General features: G+C 41.0%; 20 protein-coding genes and 1 tRNA gene. 11 read left to right on the top strand and 10 right to left on the bottom strand.

The window, feature by feature from the left end; all coding sequences use genetic code 11:
• Positions 1-70 precede the first annotated feature (70 nt).
• The gene (locus CSW98_RS10470; protein ID WP_100800445.1) at positions 71-958 is read left to right on the top strand and encodes an energy-coupling factor ABC transporter permease; all 888 of its coding nucleotides are present in this window, start codon (positions 71-73) and stop codon (positions 956-958) included.
• A 46-nt stretch (positions 959-1004) separates the two neighbouring features.
• Here CSW98_RS10470 and CSW98_RS10465 read toward each other — a convergent pair whose 3' ends face one another.
• Positions 1005-1607, bottom strand: coding sequence for a helix-turn-helix domain-containing protein (locus CSW98_RS10465; RefSeq protein WP_100800444.1), 603 nt, complete (start codon positions 1605-1607; stop codon positions 1005-1007).
• A 44-nt stretch (positions 1608-1651) separates the two neighbouring features.
• Here CSW98_RS10465 and CSW98_RS10460 point away from each other — a divergent pair, with 44 nt between their 5' ends.
• From CSW98_RS10460 to CSW98_RS10450, 3 genes are all read left to right on the top strand, one after another.
• Positions 1652-2356, top strand: a complete 705-nt coding sequence (locus CSW98_RS10460) for a B3/B4 domain-containing protein (protein WP_100800443.1) — start codon at positions 1652-1654, stop codon at positions 2354-2356.
• Positions 2357-2615: 259 nt separating this feature from the next.
• On the top strand, positions 2616-3953 hold the full coding sequence (locus CSW98_RS10455; protein WP_100800442.1) for a tyrosine-type recombinase/integrase: 1338 nt from the start codon (positions 2616-2618) through the stop codon (positions 3951-3953).
• On the top strand, positions 3950-4687 hold the full coding sequence (locus CSW98_RS10450) for a hypothetical protein (protein WP_100800441.1): 738 nt from the start codon (positions 3950-3952) through the stop codon (positions 4685-4687). The genes CSW98_RS10455 and CSW98_RS10450 overlap by 4 nt, the downstream gene beginning before the upstream one ends.
• A gap of 361 nt (positions 4688-5048) precedes the next feature.
• On the opposite strand, the gene CSW98_RS10445 is transcribed toward CSW98_RS10450, so the two are convergent.
• Genes CSW98_RS10445 through CSW98_RS10430 form a run of 4 tightly spaced genes read right to left on the bottom strand, consistent with a single transcriptional unit; the run spans position 5049 to position 9007 of the window.
• On the bottom strand, positions 5049-5612 hold the full coding sequence (locus CSW98_RS10445) for a phosphoribosyltransferase (protein ID WP_025524475.1): 564 nt from the start codon (positions 5610-5612) through the stop codon (positions 5049-5051).
• Between the two features lie 13 nt (positions 5613-5625).
• Complete coding sequence (locus tag CSW98_RS10440; RefSeq protein WP_157810382.1) at positions 5626-6876, bottom strand: AAA family ATPase; 1251 nt, start codon at positions 6874-6876, stop codon at positions 5626-5628.
• Positions 6873-7781, bottom strand: a complete 909-nt coding sequence (locus tag CSW98_RS10435) for a radical SAM protein (RefSeq protein ID WP_100800439.1) — start codon at positions 7779-7781, stop codon at positions 6873-6875. The genes CSW98_RS10440 and CSW98_RS10435 overlap by 4 nt, the downstream gene beginning before the upstream one ends.
• A complete protein-coding gene (locus tag CSW98_RS10430; protein WP_100800438.1) occupies positions 7778-9007 on the bottom strand; it encodes an ankyrin repeat domain-containing protein in 1230 nt (409 codons plus the stop codon). The genes CSW98_RS10435 and CSW98_RS10430 overlap by 4 nt, the downstream gene beginning before the upstream one ends.
• Before the next feature lie 805 nt (positions 9008-9812).
• On the opposite strand from CSW98_RS10430, the gene CSW98_RS10425 reads away from it, so the two are divergent.
• The 3 genes from CSW98_RS10425 to CSW98_RS10415 all read left to right on the top strand — a co-directional run bounded on the left by CSW98_RS10425 (position 9813) and on the right by CSW98_RS10415 (position 12691).
• The gene (locus CSW98_RS10425; protein ID WP_232733510.1) at positions 9813-10025 is read left to right on the top strand and encodes a helix-turn-helix domain-containing protein; all 213 of its coding nucleotides are present in this window, start codon (positions 9813-9815) and stop codon (positions 10023-10025) included.
• 13 nt (positions 10026-10038) lie between these two features.
• Positions 10039-11307: a VapE domain-containing protein gene (locus CSW98_RS10420; protein ID WP_100800436.1), complete on the top strand. Its 1269-nt coding sequence runs from the start codon at positions 10039-10041 to the stop codon at positions 11305-11307.
• A gap of 412 nt (positions 11308-11719) precedes the next feature.
• Entirely contained in the window at positions 11720-12691 is a 972-nt protein-coding gene (locus CSW98_RS10415) for a competence protein CoiA family protein (protein WP_100800435.1), read from the top strand.
• Between the two features lie 146 nt (positions 12692-12837).
• Here the strand turns inward: CSW98_RS10415 and CSW98_RS10410 are convergent.
• Positions 12838-12913 (bottom strand) — tRNA-Arg (locus CSW98_RS10410).
• Between the two features lie 180 nt (positions 12914-13093).
• Positions 13094-14233, bottom strand: a complete 1140-nt coding sequence (locus CSW98_RS10405; RefSeq protein WP_100800434.1) for a flagellar assembly protein FlgT — start codon at positions 14231-14233, stop codon at positions 13094-13096.
• A gap of 206 nt (positions 14234-14439) precedes the next feature.
• Here CSW98_RS10405 and CSW98_RS10400 point away from each other — a divergent pair, with 206 nt between their 5' ends.
• On the top strand, positions 14440-15075 hold the full coding sequence (locus CSW98_RS10400) for a FlgO family outer membrane protein (RefSeq protein ID WP_100800433.1): 636 nt from the start codon (positions 14440-14442) through the stop codon (positions 15073-15075).
• Between the two features lie 18 nt (positions 15076-15093).
• Positions 15094-15528, top strand: a complete 435-nt coding sequence (locus tag CSW98_RS10395) for an LPP20 family lipoprotein (protein ID WP_100800432.1) — start codon at positions 15094-15096, stop codon at positions 15526-15528.
• A gap of 106 nt (positions 15529-15634) precedes the next feature.
• On the opposite strand, the gene CSW98_RS10390 is transcribed toward CSW98_RS10395, so the two are convergent.
• The 3 genes from CSW98_RS10390 to flgA all read right to left on the bottom strand — a co-directional run bounded on the left by CSW98_RS10390 (position 15635) and on the right by flgA (position 17262).
• Positions 15635-16060, bottom strand: a complete 426-nt coding sequence (locus tag CSW98_RS10390; protein WP_100800431.1) for a flagella synthesis protein FlgN — start codon at positions 16058-16060, stop codon at positions 15635-15637.
• A gap of 50 nt (positions 16061-16110) precedes the next feature.
• A complete protein-coding gene (flgM, locus tag CSW98_RS10385; RefSeq protein WP_100800430.1) occupies positions 16111-16422 on the bottom strand; it encodes a flagellar biosynthesis anti-sigma factor FlgM in 312 nt (103 codons plus the stop codon).
• Positions 16423-16542: 120 nt separating this feature from the next.
• Entirely contained in the window at positions 16543-17262 is a 720-nt protein-coding gene (gene flgA, locus CSW98_RS10380) for a flagellar basal body P-ring formation chaperone FlgA (protein WP_100800429.1), read from the bottom strand.
• Between the two features lie 103 nt (positions 17263-17365).
• Between flgA and CSW98_RS10375 the strand changes: the two genes are divergently transcribed.
• Both CSW98_RS10375 and CSW98_RS10370 read left to right on the top strand, forming a co-directional pair.
• Entirely contained in the window at positions 17366-18313 is a 948-nt protein-coding gene (locus tag CSW98_RS10375; RefSeq protein WP_100800428.1) for a chemotaxis protein CheV, read from the top strand.
• Positions 18313-19140, top strand: a complete 828-nt coding sequence (locus CSW98_RS10370) for a protein-glutamate O-methyltransferase (RefSeq protein ID WP_100800427.1) — start codon at positions 18313-18315, stop codon at positions 19138-19140. Before CSW98_RS10375 ends, CSW98_RS10370 begins: the two co-directional genes overlap by 1 nt.
• Positions 19141-19400: the final 260 nt, after the last annotated feature.

Raw genomic sequence — 19400 nt, 5'->3', positions numbered from 1 at the left:
CTAAACTTAATCAATGATTCATTACTGAAATAATAGTAACTACCGTTCAGTCAAATGTAAGGAGAGCATCATGCATATTTCTGATGCCATGTTACAAGGAAGTATTTGTCCCGTAACGGCTGTTGTCAGTGTCATTGGCATCAGTGCTGCGACCTATTATACGATGAAGGGGGAAAAGCCATCAGCCTCTCGATTTGCTGCTATTACTGCTCTGATATTTGCTGGACAGATGATGAACTTTCCAATCATGAACGGTACATCAGGTCATTTACTGGGAGGAGTGTTGGTAGCAAGTTTACTCGGAATTCCCTTCGGGGTTTTATCTATTGCAATGGTCGTTGTTATACAAAGCCTAGTTTTCTCAGATGGGGGTATTGCGGTTCTTGGTGCAAACTTACTGAACATGGCAATTATTGGCGCTGGTCTTGGTGGTATGTTGCACTCCATACTGGCTATTAGATGTCCAGGAGCCAGAGGGGATATGACAGCCTTAGCAGTGTCTGCTTGGATTTCGGTCGTTATGTCTTCGTTTGCTGTATGTATTGAATTAGCTCTTGATGGAAAAATTGCCTTTGCAAATATCGTTGCTGCTATGGTAACTACGCATTCTCTGGTTGGGATCGGTGAGGCTATTATTACGGTAGTGAGCTATTTGCTGGTTCGTTCTATAAAAAGTCAGCAGAACCACTGTATTACCCCTATTACGGCAGCAATAGTCATCGCTTTTTTACTCAGTCCCTTTGCCTCTGAGTTTCCGGATGGATTGGCGTGGATGGCAGAAAAATATCGATTCTTGCATGAATCTGCCCCTGTATTTGTAGGGATGCTTCCCGATTACTCTATTTCCTTTATCAGTAACGAAATACTGTCAGTTGGAGTCGCTGGGCTGGCAGGTGTTATTATCTCGTTTTTTGCGGCATGGATATTCCATCGGGCTATTAGTTTGTTGTCAGTATGACTTTGCATTAATAAATCTTATTCAAGTTCAGCCAAAACTGGTGAGTTTATCGATGTAGTTCAGCAACACTCATTGTAAACACTAAATCCAACTCAGCCTGATTCGAATAAGAGTGAGGAACATCGGTCTTTGCGATCGCTGACTGTCCTTCATGAAGTACGGTTTCCTGTCCATCAATATTCAAAGTCAGTGTGCCCATTTCAACATGGAATAGTTCAAATGTACCGTGTGGATGGCCGGGTGATTCAAAATGTTCGTATGGTTTCATTACCCAACGCCAAAGCTCTATCATGTCGGGGCCAGTCGTTCCTGCCAATAGCTTAGCACTACCACCATGTTCTCCATTCCACAGAGTAGGAATATCTTCTTTAGAAATGACATTAATGGTTGGATTGCTAGCCACATTGACAATATCGGCTACTGAAATACCAAGCGCGGCGGATAATTTACACAAAATAGCAATACTTGGATTGGCAGAGCCTTTTTCGATTTCAACGAGCATTCCTTTACTGATCCCCGCCTTTTTCGCTAATACGTCGAGTGAAAGCTTGAGATGTTTACGATGTTCTTTGATTTTGGCAGCAACAGCTTGGTTGACGGACTGGGCATTAGAACCACTATCGGTCATTATATTGACTTTATCGGTCATAAAAATGTATCTTGTAGCAAATGAGTCATAACAGGAATTATCTAATGGTTACGCTACTACCGTCAATTGACAGCCGTATTTCTGATATTGCGCCTGAGTTTAAAGCGTTGAGTATCACAGTGAAAGGCACTGAAATCCAAGATCTTACGTATGCAAAGGACGTATTAAAGGAAGCTTGTGCATCTATCTTGGAAAGCGATTTTTATTGGGCTGAGTCTCACATCCATGCTTGGGGTGAGGTTTATCGTCAATTTGGATCGAAACCTAATCGAACGCCTTGCTCTGCGGCAGCGCTTCGTAAACGAGTATTGAAAGATGGAGCAATGCCAAGTATTGACCCTATTGTAGACATTTATAATGCCATCAGTATTCGATACGCCATGCCAGTGGGCGGTGAAGATATGGATAATTATCAAGGAACACCAACACTCACTATTGCAGATGGCACTGAATCTTTTGACACCATGAAAAATGGTGAGGCTTCAATTGAAAACCCTGATGTTGGGGAAGTGATTTGGCGCGATGAGATAGGCGTTACTTGTCGTCGTTGGAACTGGAGGCAAGGTGTCAGAACCCGAATTGAACCCAATACGCGTAATATGTGGTTTATTCTAGAAAGCTTGCCAGAAATGCCACTAGAACAATTACAGGAAGCGGGGCAAGAAATGATTAAACACTTGCAAGTAATCATGCCTGATTCCGTGATAGAGCAATCGCTGGTTTTTGCTCCAAAATCCATTGAAATTTGATGTGATAAATACTTTGTTGACTAGTGCTGTTGTTTCAGCAAGTTTGATTATCACAACTGCCTATTTTCCTAGTGAAATGGCGTCCCCTACAGGATGAGTTTTGGGTGTTTTGCCATATTTAATGATGTTTAATCATTTTTAATAAATCTCTCATTTTCAATGAGATACTGTAATTTTGAGTTTAACTCGTCTAAACTGGATTTATCGATTTTTCACGCCAGTGGCACCACTATGGCACCACCGGGAATAGGCCTGACTCATGGATACAGCCATCAACTTTACTAAAAAAGCCCTTCAGCAAATCCCCATTCCTGATAAACGTGTCCGCTATCGGGATAGTGGTGGTTCCCACAGTGTGCGTGGATTAGGGTTGGAGGTTTACACTTCTGGTCAGAAGACCTTTCGGTATGAGCAAAAGGTTAAGGGACGGAATATCAAGGTGACTTTAGGCACTTTTCCTGAATTGACGGTGGAGCAGGCCAGAAAGTTAGCTCAAGAAAATGCACAGAAAATCTCTCAGGGTATTAACCCTAATGAAGAAAAGCAAAAGGAAAGAGAAAAGCAAAAACAAGCACAGAGTTTTGATGACCTTTTTGAGCAGTATGTCGCATTAGTTCGGATTGACATTAAATCCGGCACTCGCCGTGAAAGTAGTCTTAAAGGATTTGAAGCCCGATACCGAATCCATTTAAAGCCGTTGATAGGAAAGAAAAAGGCTGAGGATTTCACTAAGGCAGATGGACGAAAGCTACTGAAACAGATTTTAGCAGATAAAGGGTACGCAATTCATAATCACTGCCTCACGCTTCTCAAATCCATGTTTAACCGGGCTGAGTTGGAGTTTAATCCTTTCGCAGATGGTAAGAAGGTGGATGAGTCTGTACACCGGAGAGAGCGGATACTGTCTCCTGATGAATTGCAAAGGTTGTTTGCTGCTTTAGATGAAGAGGAAGATATTTACCGGGATTGTGTCCTGATGCTGTTATTAACCGGACAGCGGAAATCATGTGTGTTGTCGATGCGTTGGAATGAGATTAATACCACTAATGAAACATGGATTATCCCAATCTCAAAAATCAAAACGAAGAAGCCCCATGTCGTCCCTCTCTCCGGTGAAGTAATGCGCATTCTTAACCGTCGTTCAGTAGATGCGGAGATAGGGGAGGAGTTTGTTTTCCCAAGCAATCGTTCAAAAGGTGGATATATTACAGATAAATCGGGTAAAGGAGGTTTCTGGCACCGGATTTTGGTTCGGGCTGGTTTGCATGACCCGGACAGCAAAGATAATAATGTAAGGGTACATGATTTGAGGCGAACAATAGCCAGTTATCAGGTACAAGGTGGTGGTAGCTTGCAGGCTACCAGTAAACTTTTAGGTCATGCGAGTGTGGGTATTACGGCTGACGTGTATGCGCACCTTTCGGTTGATAATGTACGAGCAGACTTGGAAAGAACAACGGCTCAGATGCTAGGTTATGGCTACAAAGAAAACAGTAAAGTAGATGATATTAAAGAGCAATTGATGTCACTAACACTGGAAGAACAAGCAGAAATACTAATATTTTTGCAGGGAATGACTAAGGCTGAAGTTGCATGAGTGAAACCGAAGTTAAAATACAGAACTTGAGAGCTTTAGGGTTAAGCGATGAGCAAGCTAATCAGGCTGTCAGTATCGTTCAGGTCATTCCTGAATGCATTAACCTGAAGAAATTGAAAGAAGTAATCCGGGCACTTAACAAAGCTAACACCCTTCTAAAGGGCTTGGCAGAATCTGACCCGCTATTAATCGCAGATATTAATCATCTTTTGCCGGAATCATTAGCTCTAGACAATCTTCCCATCGTAACTATTAATGAGGCACTGAATGCGTTTACGGATAATCAGGGTATCCATTTTACCCAAACAGTCGAGATGATTGACCCATCCAAACCTCAAAGCAGCCCAACAAGTAACTATGCAACCCCAACCAGTAAAAATTATCGCAGGTTTAAAGCCCTGACCGACCAATGGAATAGTTGGGGGAAAGATATAGCTCTATCTGATAGCAGTGAATTTATTATGTTTTTAACAATCTGCTTGTTTGGTGAATACTCGCTACAACAAGGTGGCAGAACGCGTAAGAACTATGAGCGTTATTTTATTGGACTGAAAGTAGGTAGTGATAGTCTGAACACGGATGATTACCAGCAGAGTCATATAGAAGTGAAGATTACCCGGAAGGCAAAAGAGGGACAAGAGCCAGAGACGGAAGTTTTGGAGGCTACGTTAATGTCTCCTGTGCGAGATACCCTTCAGCAAGGGGAAAAGGCGTTGAAGAAGAAAAGGAATTAGATGTAAAGAACCGACTGGATCTGGGGGATGAGGGGTGGTGATAACACATTTATGCCCCTTTCTTTGTTAACTCATTTACTCAGTGGCGGATCGTGCCACTGAAATCGCTGTACTTTTCCTTATGGCTGTCAGCGGAGGGGCGGTGCTCAGAAACTCCCAAAAGTGGTCATAGACGGCGTTCTTAATCAGCAATTTTCGTCTGAATTGTTATGCAAGTCCGCTGGCTACTATAACAATGAACGTCTCAGAGGTCGTCTCTAAGACGTTGATGTCGGATAAGGTGAGACAGGCAAGAATAGATCTTGTCACAGCACAAATTGAGATAATTACTTACTTTAGTCATTTAACAAGACAATTTTTCTTATTTGTATGTAGTAAACAATCTGTCGCCAGTATCGGGGCCCTTACCATCAGAAATGACCTGAACCTTAGCTCCCTCATACTTGTTGTTTGATATTCGTACAGTATACAAATCGTAGCTTTTAAGTAATTCTGTCGAAGAACTTGGAATAACCGTTGTAACAAGTTTTATAGGATTAGTATCTGGGAGTTGTTTCATCAGACCAAAAACGCTTTTCCCTGAATTTATTACTGCATCAACAATGATAATTTCTTTGCCTTGAACAAGTTCTAGATCTTCTCTAGAAACCTTATCATCATTAACGAAAATTATTGATACATTGCCGCCAAGCTGTTCAAGCTTGTCTGCAATGCCGTTACCAAAACACAAACCTGCTCGCATAAGAATCAATACAGCATAGTTCTGCTGTTGATTTGAAGATTTTGCTATTGGCTCTGCAATGATCTCTCCTAATTGATAATGTGCATTTCTGAGTTTGTAGCCCATCGACATTGAACTGCTTTTACAAATATTAATCAGTTGTTCAACACTATGCGTTTGGTAGCTTTCATTTAATATATACATGATTATACTTCTTCTAGTTCACCGCATTTTCAAGGTTATAAGACACCCCAACGTCAAATATTTGTTCAATATTTGCACACTCCACTCCAGTTAAATAAGATTCTACAGCTTTGTTTAATTTTTCGTGAGCGATCAAATACCCTTGATCTGCCGCTTCTAACATTGGAATGTCAATCATAGAATCACCAATAGCTACTACGTGTTTACCTTTTTCTCTTAGTAAACTCGCTATTTCTTTCTTGAATAATGGAGTAACAAGGTATTCAAATTCTGATTTACAAGTGTTACCTAACAACACATCAAAAATTTTATATTTTTCATTAATTAAATTCCAAATATCGAATACCCCTGACGTAACACCGATAACAACAGAGTCTTTCTGATTCGCTAAATAGTCGAATACACTCTGGCTCAGGTTTATATTTTGTACAGTTAGAGTAACTGATTCTTCTATTTTTACAGGATTTTTCTTTTTGTATAGATTCCAGACTTTAAAGAATTGATATGAAGTATACCTATCATTTCTAAATACAGATTTTAACTCTTCTTTCTTTATTCCTAAATATCTACAAAAATCATAAGTCCCATCATTAATTGAAACGGTCTTATCACAGTCAACAAGGATAATCTGGGTTGATTTTTTTAGTAACTCTTTATATTCTTTATAAAATCTAAGAGCGGAGGTTTGATTACAAAATTTTGATAAATATGAGTCCAACCAAAAAGAAATAAATTGAACACTAGATTCAGTTTCTTCATCTAAGATAACTAGCTCTTTGTTGTGATTATTGCAGATTTTATCTAACTCGAATTTCTCAAACTTTTTCCAATTTCGTACTTGTTCTACAGTAATATCTACGTTTCTTTTTTCTCCTGTGCTTTTTTTTGAAAATTCTACAATCATTTCTGATGGCGTATCCAAATAGAAGAAGTGGTCGTAAACATTTTCATCCTGTTCAGTGAAGACTACCTTATAAGAATCACCGTCTATAAAAGAATAATGGCCATCTACTAACACGAGATCGTATTCTGAATTTTTTTTATTCACAATCTCAGTGAATTTTTCTCGTAAAGTATTTTTGTTTGATTCATCGAGACTTTTAAAGGTTTTTTGGAACATTTCTTGAGCAAGAGCATTCAATGTCTTTGAACCTTCAATATGAATCGCAGTCAACAGTGTAGTTTCCTGTAAATGGGCTATTACGTTCTTGATTAGATAGTCTTTACCAGCTCTAGATACACCATAGATAGCTAACTTCATCATTTAACCTCAACATACTTATCGTAGTAACATTCACCGTCCTCTAGGGGCTTCATCTTACCCATTTGAAACTCTAAATTTTCGAGAGCCATATCAAATGCACCATAATTATAATCTTCATTCCCATAGAACCTGCCACACGGATAGATACCACGTTTAGTGACGAAGATATTGGTTCGACCTACTCCACATAGTGTGCCATACATTGTACAGTCATATTTCTTTTTGTTATTTTCATCGAGTTGGCGCACCTCGAACTGACTACCTTTAAAATCTTCAAGTAATGATTGATATTCGTCTTTTGATACCGTCATACTCTCATCGTGAGAGTCAAAAAGGCGTGAGAACGTTACATCTTTAAAGTTATTTTCTTCAAGATAACGTTTAAGTTTAGTTTTATTTGAGATTGTTCTATTATGTACAGTACAGTTTATAGGTGGCTTATGACCAAATTTAGACTCATACCTTTTTATACCTTTAATAACAACGTTATATTTTTCTCGACCTAGATTATGAAGCTCTTCATAACCATCTAATGAAAAACACATCTTTATCGAATCCTTGTGCTCAAAGAAAAAACTCAATATCTTATCAGTTAATATTGTTCCATTTGTTATGGTATAAAACGCTAACCGATCAAGATTGTTATGTTTTACATATTCGATAAGGCCAACAATCTTTCTATATTGTAATATTGGCTCACCTGAACCGACTATCCCAACCTTGAACGTGTTCAGATTGTTAATTACTGCATAGTCATTTAGGTTTTTAGCTATTTTTATTAACTCATCAGTAGTAAATTCCTGTGGAACTCCACTTAACTTTCCGTTATCTTCATTATGAAAATGACAGTAGGCACACTTCAAGTTACATTTCTCTCCTAGAGAGATACAAGCTCGATCAATCACTTTAACTTTCCCTTGAATAATTCAAATATCGCACTACTTTTCGGATTGTTAGCGTCTAAATAGTCAATTGCAGTTTTGTTATCTCTACATCTAATCATTAAATCGGTTCTGTCAATTAGCTTTTCCACCATTTTAAAATCGTGCTTAATGCAAGCCTTCATTAAAGGAGTGTAACCGTTATTATCTTGTTGGTTTGTACAAGAGTCGTGAGATAAAAAGTAATCTGCTGCTTGTAGAAAGCCGCTCCATGCAGCAATCATTAATGGTGTATTACCTGCATTTTTTCCTCCACTCCCGTAGTCAAAATCCGCTCCGTTTTCAACCAATAGCTTTATCACGTCAATTTTTTTTATCTGTGTGGCGTGGTGGATAGCTGAGAATCGGTATTTGTGCTTGTCCCTAACATCAAGATTAATTTCTTTTAGTGTAAGAAGGTATTTAATCATTGGGAGATCACGATTTCGTACAGCAGAAATTAGTGGTGTTAAGCCACTATCAGGACTATGAAAATTAACATCAACTCCTTGCATATCGAAATCCATAATTTGTTGAAGTTTCTTTCCTTTCACTAAAGAACCGAACTCAATAGAGCGCACAACATCATAATCGTTGTCTCTGGTGTGGAACTTCTCTATGTACATATTGGGGGTAATTGCTGCCAGGTTTCTTGGTTCTCTAGTTAAGAACTGAAAATAGATATCATCACTTAACAAATACACATCATCGTAAGGGCAAGCTTTAGATCTCTTGATTGCTACATCTGCGATCTTCTCATCATTGTTTCCATCGGTTTTGATGGTTTTTTCAATACGAAAATTGGCTTTCTTCTCAGTAATAGATTTCATTACCAACCAAGCTTTTTGTTTTGTAGAAGGGTTGCCCCTATCTTTCAAATTGTTCAATTCTGAGATGACTACTTCTGGTATCACTACTTCCTCGAAGAACTCTTCAAGTTCGTCAATGATCGAGGGTCTTTTGATCAATGCAGAAGTATCTACAACGATAACCTTCTTCTTGATTGAAGTGTTGCCGACTAACTCATCAGTTGAAGTTTTGAATATTTTCGACAGTTTGAGCAACTGGGACGAAGATGGCTCATTTTTCCCGTTTTCCCAATTTGATATCACAGGTCTAGCAACGTTAAGTTGTTCTGCAAGTTCTTTTTGGGACAGCTTTTGTTCATCTCTAAATGTTTTGATGTTCTTTCCTATTAGTTCTGTCAGCATAATTTACATTCTCATCCTTTTACTATGCAATTAGCGCCTTATGTGTATTGAAATATAACGGAGTGTTCGCATAGACACAAGAAACAAGTTGCTGATGTATAAATACTTTACAGCGTGTAACTGTGCGTGACACGTTTTTGGGTTGGGATATCTAAAATTTCTCAAACAGATTCTGCGGAACTTTTATAAGAGCAGTAGAGGCTTCCATGTATTGCACTTCACAATCCAAAGTTAAGATATTTAATCCCGAATGAATCACATAAGTAAAATTGGGAAGAATAAAATTCAGTTACGGCAGGGGGATAATCCTACTGGAAACTAACTTTATGGCGTAAGCGCTTCAGGGGGAGTGTTTTGAATGCTCTACCGAAAATTCTGCATCAAATTAACCTGATACCACAGAGCGAAGATGCTTCGAATTGTTCAAAACTGTGCATCTAAGCCACCACAGAAAGCGGTGGCTGATTACGTTTTGAGATACCAAAAGTTATCCGTGAATAGCTAATTTAGCAAAGTCACTGACTCAGAATTGTCCAAAAATGAGTTGGTCGATGCCGACGTGTTCTCTTTACCAACTGGGTAAGCCCTATACCTGAAAGAGAAGGCTGTGTATTTTACATACCCGGTTACTATAAATTTCATCTACGATCCGTCCTTCCTTAAAGCCCCTATTCACGGGGCTTTCAGCCCTGCTGAAAAATTTCCCTCTCCAAATCCGTCCCTCGAATTGAATTGGCTCTTGTCGCTGTTACCTCTAAATTAAATTCTGTCCAACACGGACTACTAAAAAACAGAGGAAATTAAAGTGATTAAACAACATAGAACAGGCAAATATTCAAACATGGTTAACCGCAAATCAGCGGCTGAGTATCTGGGGGTATCTGAAGGTACGTTAGCAGTATGGGCGAGCACAGGACGGTATCAACTGCCATTTATTAAGCTAGGTAGAAAGGTAATGTATTCAATCGAAGCTCTGGATGCGTTTCTGGAAAGCCGAACGGTTACTCAGACGTGCTGATTGGAGGGAAACTATGAATGCAATTTCAACCGTAGACAAACAGGAACTGGTTCGGGAAACGACTTTGGTATTTCCTGATACCAATGATTACGGAAAGCCAATCGGTACAGCGGAAAATTTAAAGGTGTTGTTGGATAGTTTAGGGATTACTCCAACCCAAAACCTGATGAACCTTGAGTTGGAGCTTTTTTCCTATGGTGAACCACTTGGTAAAAGCTACGAGTCGAAGCGGAGCTTTCTGGTTAGTGAATGTCTGAAAGCAGGATTACCAAAAACAATCATTGATGATCATCTTACCGCTCTTTGTGAAGGTAACCCCTATCATCCGGCAAGAGCTTATCTGGACGGAAATAAATGGGATGGTAAGCCGCGATTAAAGCCACTTATTGCTGCTATGAATGCAAAAGATTTGAAGCTTGCTGAGATTGTAATGAAGCGGTGGTTTGTTTCAGTGGTCGCTTGCCTGTATGAAGACCGTTTTTCCAGTAAGCTTGTTCCTGTCTTGCAAGGTGGACAATCTTTTAAGAAGACAGCGTTTATCAGCCGTCTGGCGAATTTTGCTGAAGGGATTTTCTTGGAAGGGGCAGAACTGAATCCTGATAATAAAGATTCTGTTTTAAGTTGTATCAAAAGCCTTATTGTTGAGCTGGGGGAGCTGGAAAGAACGTCTAAGAATAGCCAGGGTAGTTTAAAGGCATTTGTCACAAGATCAGTTGATAGTGTCCGTCCGCCGTATGCGCGCACAGACATTAAAAAGAACCGGCAAACTTTGTTTATTGCTACGGTTAACGGAACGGAATTTTTGCGGGATGAAACGGGTTCAAGTCGCTATGCAGTAATTGAACTGGATAAACCCGTTGATATGGATTGCGTGAACCAGTTGCTGGGTTGGGAATACCAGAATGGTCGTGTTGTTCAGACTCATCCAGAAGAGCTGCAACAGCTTTGGCTGGAAGTAAAAGCCCTTTATGAAGCTGGTGAGTCTTGGATGCTGACTGAGGCAGAATTACAACTAACGCAGGAAGCTAATAAGATCCATAACTTTAAACCTAATTGGCAGGTGGTTCTGGAAGATAGGTTTATTGGTGTAGAAGAAACGTCTGTCAGAAACTATGAGTGGATGACTGCAACGGATGTATGCTTGTATTGTGATATTGCTAAAAACAATGTCAGAGCTATTGGCAAAGCGTTGGCGGCAATGGCAAAGGATGGTCATATAGAAAAGAAATCCGGCAGAGCAAATAAGACCCTTTACAGATTGCCAGTTGTTTCTGAAAAATAGCGATGATGCCATCAGTTTATGGGGCTAATTTTTATCAAATAGTCAATTCTCATTAACTCTTTAACCAAAGCCTTATTAATCAAAGGAATATATTTAGATTAAAGAGTTTTTTCATTAACTCCTCATTAATTTTTATTGTGAATCCGGTTGTAAATATTGCCCTTTATTAATCAGAAAACTAACCATTCATTGTTTGTATGTAACTTGTTGATAATAAAGGTTTGATTGTAGAAGTTAATGGGTTAATGAAAAACGGTGACACTATGATTTACAACCGGTGGGCAAATAAGGGCAAATATTGTGTATTGGGATTCTGATTACTTGTATCGTTTATTAGATGAAATTTGCCCAAGTTAGTTTTATATTGTGCACTTAGGTTCTTATGAGTAATGGCTTTTCTTGAGGTTACGCAGTGCTAATTCCATTTGGTTTAAAAGACAATAAGTACTATGACGTGAGTGAGGTTGTACGGGGTAGGGCATGTGGTTGTATTTGTCCAAGCTGCAAGCAGAACTTAGTGGCAAAGAAAGGCGATCCAGAAAAGATGGTGCATCACTTTGCTCATGATAAGAAGGCCAAACAAGATCAAGAAGAAGCAGTCGAATGTGAGTATTCATTTTGTGTTGTAGCAAGGCTGGTTATCAAGCAGTGTTTTAGGGAATTAGGTACGTTTGAAATAGTGCTTCCAGAATGGAATGTTATTTTTACCGAAAACGATAATTTTGGGCGTGAGCACACGGTGACAGGGTATGTAACTCAAGCCCATAATTTGAAAATAGATAAGTTTGAAGTAGAACCATCTGCACCTTTTCATGAACTTGATATTTTGTGCCATGTTAACGGTTACCCTATAGGCTTTCATTTTAGTTACCATGGTCGTCCCGACTGTGTTGCAGAAGGGCAAAGTGGTGTTTCTATAGTTGATATAGATCTTGAACCACTGAAGTTGCTTTACAATCAGTATGATGGAAAGAGATATGACTCATTCAAAGACTTAGTCATGGACTATGTTCTGAAGACTGGAAAGCGCTATTGGTTGGCACACGTGCGTTATGTTTCAAGAGAGAAAGAGCTTAAAGCAAAACTTGCGGATATGATTGGAGAATCAAATATGGAGCCTCCAGCGTTGATAGCTGCAACTCCTAGTGAACAACTTAGATTTAACCCCAAACCTTATAAGAAGCCTAGAAAATCTCGGGGTTCTAACAGTCAAAAAAATACCATTGTGCGATCACTTGATGGATTATGTGTCCGTTGTCATCAAAATTCCGCTGCATATATTAATGACCTCATATGTGCACCTTGTTTACAGCACTATTATTCAGTGGGAATATTTCACACTGGTTCTATAAAGAAAGCTGTTAAGGAAGAGTTCTTCTCTTGATAAGCCTTTGGGTGAAAGCCTGACATACAAATAAAGTAAGTCTGGTATGTACCTCTAGAGTACCTTGTTTACCGGCACCACAATGGCACCACAAAGAAAACAATCTAGCTCTAACTTATTGAAAAATATGAGATTTTAGTGAAAAATGGCGTCCCCTACAGGATTTGAACCTGTGTCTAAGGCTTAGGAGGCCCTTGTTCTATCCGGCTGAACTAAGGGGACGCGGTAAGAACCTTTATTATATACAAGTTTCACCAGATTAAACAAATGGTTAAGGGGTTGGAACAGGATATAAATTCATCAATCAGCCCCGGATAGAGGAGGCTGACTGATGAAATTAACGGTTATTCTAATTCCAACATTGAAACTCTTTCAAAACGCGAAGCATTTAGCCAGCATTGTTCATTGCATTTCTTTATGCATGACATCACCAATTTGAATACTCTGCGCAAGCTGAGGCTGGTCAATGCTGGCTTCAGATTCCTGATCATAAGTGCGAGTAATGGTCAGTGTGATCTCACTTTGAGAGACCTTGTTTCTGGGCAGACCATATTGATCAATAAATGCGCCGGTATGCCACAGACGTAGCCTGTCACCAACTTCAACGCCATGAATCCGACCCAGATCAATCGTGACGAGGTTATTGCCGTGTTTGGCAATAATCTGAGGCAGAGTAATTTTACAGGAAAGTTCAGCTTCCAGATCCAGCATGATCTTACGGCTGACCCGTAATAACATTTCGCCATAGCTGGAATCCCAGAAGCGGGCGCTGCGGGTATCGACCTGACTGGTTTTCGGGAAAGGCCAGTGTGCTATTTCACGATAATTTCTGCTGTATATTTCATGCCCGGTTTTTCCGTCATAGACCTGCATCTCCAGAGCAAATTGCCGGTTGACTACATCATCAGCAAGGAGTTTTTGTTCAATGGTGGCACTCAGGTCGGTAATTGTGCCACCGATGATGTACTGTGCATTGTTATCTTCAGCGATCATCTTCAGCATCTCTGGCTGATTTTTGTCGATCATATAATCCGTAGTGCCGACAGAAATAAAGCTGACGGATTCGATATCCAGTTGCTGGTTAAGTACATGGCTAAAGTCATCGCCAATTTTATAGATTTGACCCATGACGGCTTGTGCCGGATGGGCAAGATTAATATTACCGACTAAAAATGTCTTTTTGTACTGCCCGACCTGGCAACCTGTTGCCGATGGGTAAATATCAACCCGGATCCTGACCTGTATCCGGTTATCGATAATCACTTTGTCAACCACTCTTAAATAGCGGACTTCATGATTGGTAAACTGGTACTCTTGTTTATCTTCTTCAAGAAAAGGAAGTAGTCCGCTGAGTGAACCGATATCCGCTCCTGCATATTTCATCGCCTGATATAGGGCATCTTCCAGTGCGTGGATTCTAGCCTCATTTTGTGAAGCAACAATCGTTGCTGAGCCGGTAACTTCGAACCAGGCCGCATTGGCGATATTGCCAAAGAAAAAGAGGATCAGCAGGGGGATATAAGTAAGAAGTCGTTTTTTCATCAGTCCATTCCCAAGTGGGTATAATTTTTGCTTATGTTCAAAGTAACGGTTTTAGGTGTTGGTTTTTTGTTCTGGGCAAAGACAGAAAAGCAAGGATTGTTCCAGTTAGCTGTTATCTTAATGAAATAAAGGTGATATCGGAACAATCAGCCAGATAACAAAGGTGTCATGGCAACACCTGACAAGTATATCCGGAGAAGAAGATAATGAAGAAATGGTTTATTGTAGCAATGACGGTGCTGATGGCATCCTGCTCGTATTCGCCCATTTACAATGGTAAGGAACCCTATCCGGGGAGCCGCTTTCTGCTGATGGACAATCCGCGCCACACAATGGATTTTTTCGTTGAAAGTATGACGGATGAACTGGTGGCGTCTAATACCAGTATTTCCGCCCGTACTCCGATTGCGGTTACGTCATTTGTTGATTTGCAATATATGGATACAACAAACTGGTTGGGAAATTCGGTTTCTGAAGGTTTTATTCATCAGCTTCAGCGCCGAGGTTTTAAAGTTGTTGATTTTAAAACTACAGGCTCTATCCGGGTGACTTCTCAGGGAGATTTTGCTCTCAGTCGTGACTGGAAAGAGCTGGCTCAAGAGCAGGAAGTTCAGTATGTGCTGACAGGCACCATGCTGCGTCAGGAAGGTGGTGTACTGGTTAATGCCCGGGTTGTGGCAATGCGCAGCCGGATCGTGGTGGCAACGGCACAGGCATTCCTGCCGGCGGATCGAATTGGCCGCGATCTGGACACGATGAATGCAATCCGGACTCAGGATGGACTGATTATCCGTTCGGATCCGACACGTACATCATCTAATACGATTGTTTTACGTCCGTAGTCAGTTCAGGAGAATATGATGAAAAAGTTTCTGGCCATAATTGCTATGGTGATCGTTGTTTCTGGTTGTCAGCCATTGCAGGCTATGCGCGATGATAATGTTCTGGTTGCCGTAGGCTATGCGAGTATCAGTGAGCAGAAAGGCCGTACTGATGAAGAAAAACGTGTACGAGCAATGCGGGCTTCAAAAATAGATGCTTATCGTGAGATGGCTGAACAGATTTACGGAATGAGAGTCAGTGGCAGAGCGGATCTGAAAGATCAGCGTCTGGGCGAAGAGCGTACCTCCGGCGCGGTTGATGGCGTGATCCGAGGGGCAGAGGTTATCCGTAGTTACCCGGTAGGGGACAGTTATGTAACTGAGCTGCAACTGGATATTGATAAAATGGATCGGCTGAGAGACTACGGGGAAGTTCAGCAGGTTCCGAAGAAAAGGCAGCAGACTCTGTTTTAGAGAACTTAATAAATCATTTCTTCTTTACATATACAAAAACAGCAGGTTATCAGCCTGCTGTTTTTGTATATGTATGAACTGAATGAATCCTGATGCAATTGGATGTTTATGCTTTGATATTCGTACCCAGAGTGGTGATATTTTTAGTTTTACCACCAGCATCATAAGTCATTCCCATTTTTCCCCGGCTGGCTTGCATCATATTATTCAGTTTATTAAAGCTGAGTTTTGCCCGTTGCAGAGCTTCACCATTGATTTCATTAACCTGTCGGCAGTCATGCATAATAGAACGGATAAGGGAAACTTTTTCTTTCAGCAATTCATCCTCAGTAAGCAGGCTGATATCCGGATGGGCTGCAATGCGTTGGTCGGTTTGCTGAAGCTGTTCAAGCAAAGTCAGCTTGTCTTTTGCCAACTGCTCTATTTCTTTGGAGACGCGCTTCACTATCGCCACTTTCTCTTTTTCCAGTAATTCAGAAAGTGAACGGGCGTTTTTTACCTGAAAGTCAATAAGATCTGCAAGTTTTGCCATAGCTTAGTCGGATCATCGCTTAGTCGGATCATTATTAAGACCGGCTGGGGTTACAGCCCGCCCAGCTCATTTTCAAATCTTATCATATTATCAGCAAGTCTTTCGGCATCGACCCGGTAAGAACCATTAGCAATGGCCTCTTTTATTGCTGCGACTTTTGCGCTGTCAAAGCTTGGCTGTGATGCCATTGTCTGATGAAGCTGACCCATAGCTTTACCCTGCTGGCTTAATGATACGGAATCCCGGCTGCCTTTTGCTTCTGGTGCAGAGTCAGAACGCTCCGAAGCCTTCGACTCTGTACGTGTCTGGCTACGACCTGTTGTCATAGTCTGACCCGCACGAATGTTATCTATGCCTGCCATAATAAAAGCCTTTTGCTTGTCTGGTTAGAATGGTGTATACAGGATATCGACCATGAAAGTCTGAACTTTAGACTTTTTTAGTCACAAATTATACTTATTACTAGTGTGCGTTATATCCCATCAAAAATATACTGTTATTTCAGCAACTCCGGTCACAACACCGTCGATTATACGATTAGATTTGTCATTTTTCACTCTGACTTGTTCGCCGATGGCTCCATCACTTAAAGCGGTTCCTTTTGTTGTGATCGCCAGTTCACCTTTGACTGCTTTGATCATCACTTTTTCATTTCTGCACACGACACATACATCATTACGTTCAAGTACATCACCTGTACGGATGTTTTTCTTCAGTTTAGCGCCTACAATTTGATCAGTGGCTGTAAATCCCTGCCGCCGGTAAGCATGCAGTTCAATCATCGACAGGGTAACATCTTCTGCCATGATCAGAGCCCCGCGGGTTAAAGAATGGGTCGCTGTGACTAATGGCATGGAGACAGATGTTCTGACCGGAACATAAATGCGCCAGTCATCTTCGGGGCATTCTACCAGAACAGTGATGTTACTGGTGGTGTGGCTGTGGGTATTGGATGATGTTTTGAGCGGAGAAGGACAATCTGTGGCTCTTATGCGGGTATCCAGATCCGCAGCTTCAGCCACTAGTTTGCCATTAACAGGAAGCTGAACGGTACTATTTACGTGAGCTTCCGCCGCTTTTTTAATGGTATCAAGCTGTTCTTGTGTCGCTGCATGGCAGAATAGGCTAAAGAAAAAGATCAAAAAACCGATAGATTTATTAAGAGATTTATATAAAGCTTTAGTATTAGAGGTCGAGTACATAGCGGATATACCTTATTGGACGACAGCCTGTTTGTGTGCTTTCTTTACAATAGCTTATTAGATTATCATTTTTTACCCATATGTTTGAATTGGAGTTGAGTTTATGAGCGGCATTCTGGATACAGTGAATCAGCGCACACAGCTAGTAGGTCAGAACAGGCTGGAATTATTACTGTTTCGTCTGATGGGCCGTCAGCGGTATGGCATCAACGTATTTAAAGTCAAAGAAGTCCTGCAGTGTCCCAAACTTACAGCAATGCCGAATCTGAACCCAATGGTGGTCGGGGTTGCTCATATTCGGGGACAGACTATCTCTGTTATTGACCTTAGCCTGGCGATTGGCGGACGTCCGACGCAGAATCCTGAAAAATGTTTTGTCGTTATTTCTGAGTTTAACCGTACGGTGCAGGGCTTTCTGGTGGCGTCTGTGGAACGCATTATCAATATGCACTGGGAATCTATTCTTCCTCCGCCTGAAGGTGCCGGTAGCAGTAATTATCTTACCGCAGTGACTAATATCGATAATGAACTGGTCGAAATTATTGATGTTGAGAAAATTCTGGCTGAGATTTGTCCTGTTAATGAGGCTATGAGTTCAACCATAGCGGATGAAATCGCCGAAGCAGAGCAGGAAGCAGAACAGCCTATCGTGCGCCGTATTCTGATTGCGGATGACTCGACAGTGGCACGTAAGCAGGTGCAAAGAGCCATTGAATCTATTGGTTTTGAAGCGGTTGCTGTGAAAGACGGAAAAGAAGCCTACAATAAACTTGTTGAAATGGCAGCAAATGGTAGTGTGTATGAGCAGATATCTCTGGTAATATCCGATATCGAAATGCCTGAGATGGATGGTTATACTCTCACTGCTGAGATTCGCCGCCATCCGGATTTGAAAGATTTGCATATCATTCTTCACACTTCTTTAAGTGGTGTTTTTAACCAGGCTATGGTTGAGCGTGTCGGCGCAAATGAATTTATTGCTAAGTTTAATCCGGATGAGCTGGGCGCAGCGGTTAAGGCTGCAGTAAGTAAAAATAAAAAGAGAAATTGATGACAGCTATATCAATAAGTGACCAGGAATATAAAGATTTTAGTCGCTTCTTAGAATCGCAATGCGGGATTGTTCTGGGGAACAGCAAGCAGTATCTGGTTCGGAGCCGTCTGAGTCCACTTGTTTCTAAGTTTAATACGGGGTCTTTGTCTGATCTTCTGCGTGATGTGGTTACGGGGCGGAACCGCGAACTCAGAGTTGCAGCTGTTGATGCAATGACAACCAATGAAACACTCTGGTTTCGTGATAGCTATCCATTTTCTGTTCTGGCTGAAAAATTATTGCCGGAAGTGGCACAGAAAAAACGGCCGATAAAGATCTGGTCGGCCGCCAGTTCGTCAGGACAGGAACCGTATTCCATCGCGATGACGATTCTTGAAACCCAGCAGAAAAGACCGGGGCTTATTCCTAATATTGCCATTACGGCAACCGATATTTCTGCCAGTATGCTGGATATGTGTCGTGCTGGTGTGTATGACAATCTTGCTCTGGGTAGAGGATTGTCGCCCGAACGTCGGCGAGCTTTCTTTGAAGAGGCTGGCGGCGGCAAGATGAAGGTAAAAGATAATGTTAAGCGCATGGTCAATTTCCGGCCGCAGAATCTGATGGAAAGTTATGCGTTACTGGGTAAATTCGACATTGTTTTTTGCCGCAACGTATTAATCTACTTTTCGCCAGAGATGAAATCTCAGGTATTAAACTCTATTGCTAATACGTTGAACCCGGGCGGTTATCTGTTGCTTGGGGCATCAGAGTCTCTGACTGGCCTGACAGATAAGTTTGAAATGGTTCGGTGTAATCCTGGCATCATTTATAAACTGAAATAGTCTGTATTCAGGTATCCAGAAGCTACTTAGGTACAGAGAACCGGCATTAGCCCGGTACTCTGAAGGAACAGCATATTCTCCCTTCATCATTAACAGCCTCTTTCCCACGCTTTTGCGTGGGAACTACATTGCGCCATTTTCAATGGTTATGAAACATCTTCTTCCCTCGAAGGAATGCATGCAGCACTTAACTATTGGTTAAATACCGGGTCATTTTATCCTCATTGATTCTGGCCTGAGAATTGCTCATCTCTGAATAA

This window comes from Vibrio sp. HA2012 (assembly GCF_002812955.1).
Lineage (GTDB): Bacteria > Pseudomonadota > Gammaproteobacteria > Enterobacterales > Vibrionaceae > Vibrio.
Note: the sequence above shows the minus strand (reverse complement) of the source record. Positions and strands in the feature narration are given on the sequence as shown.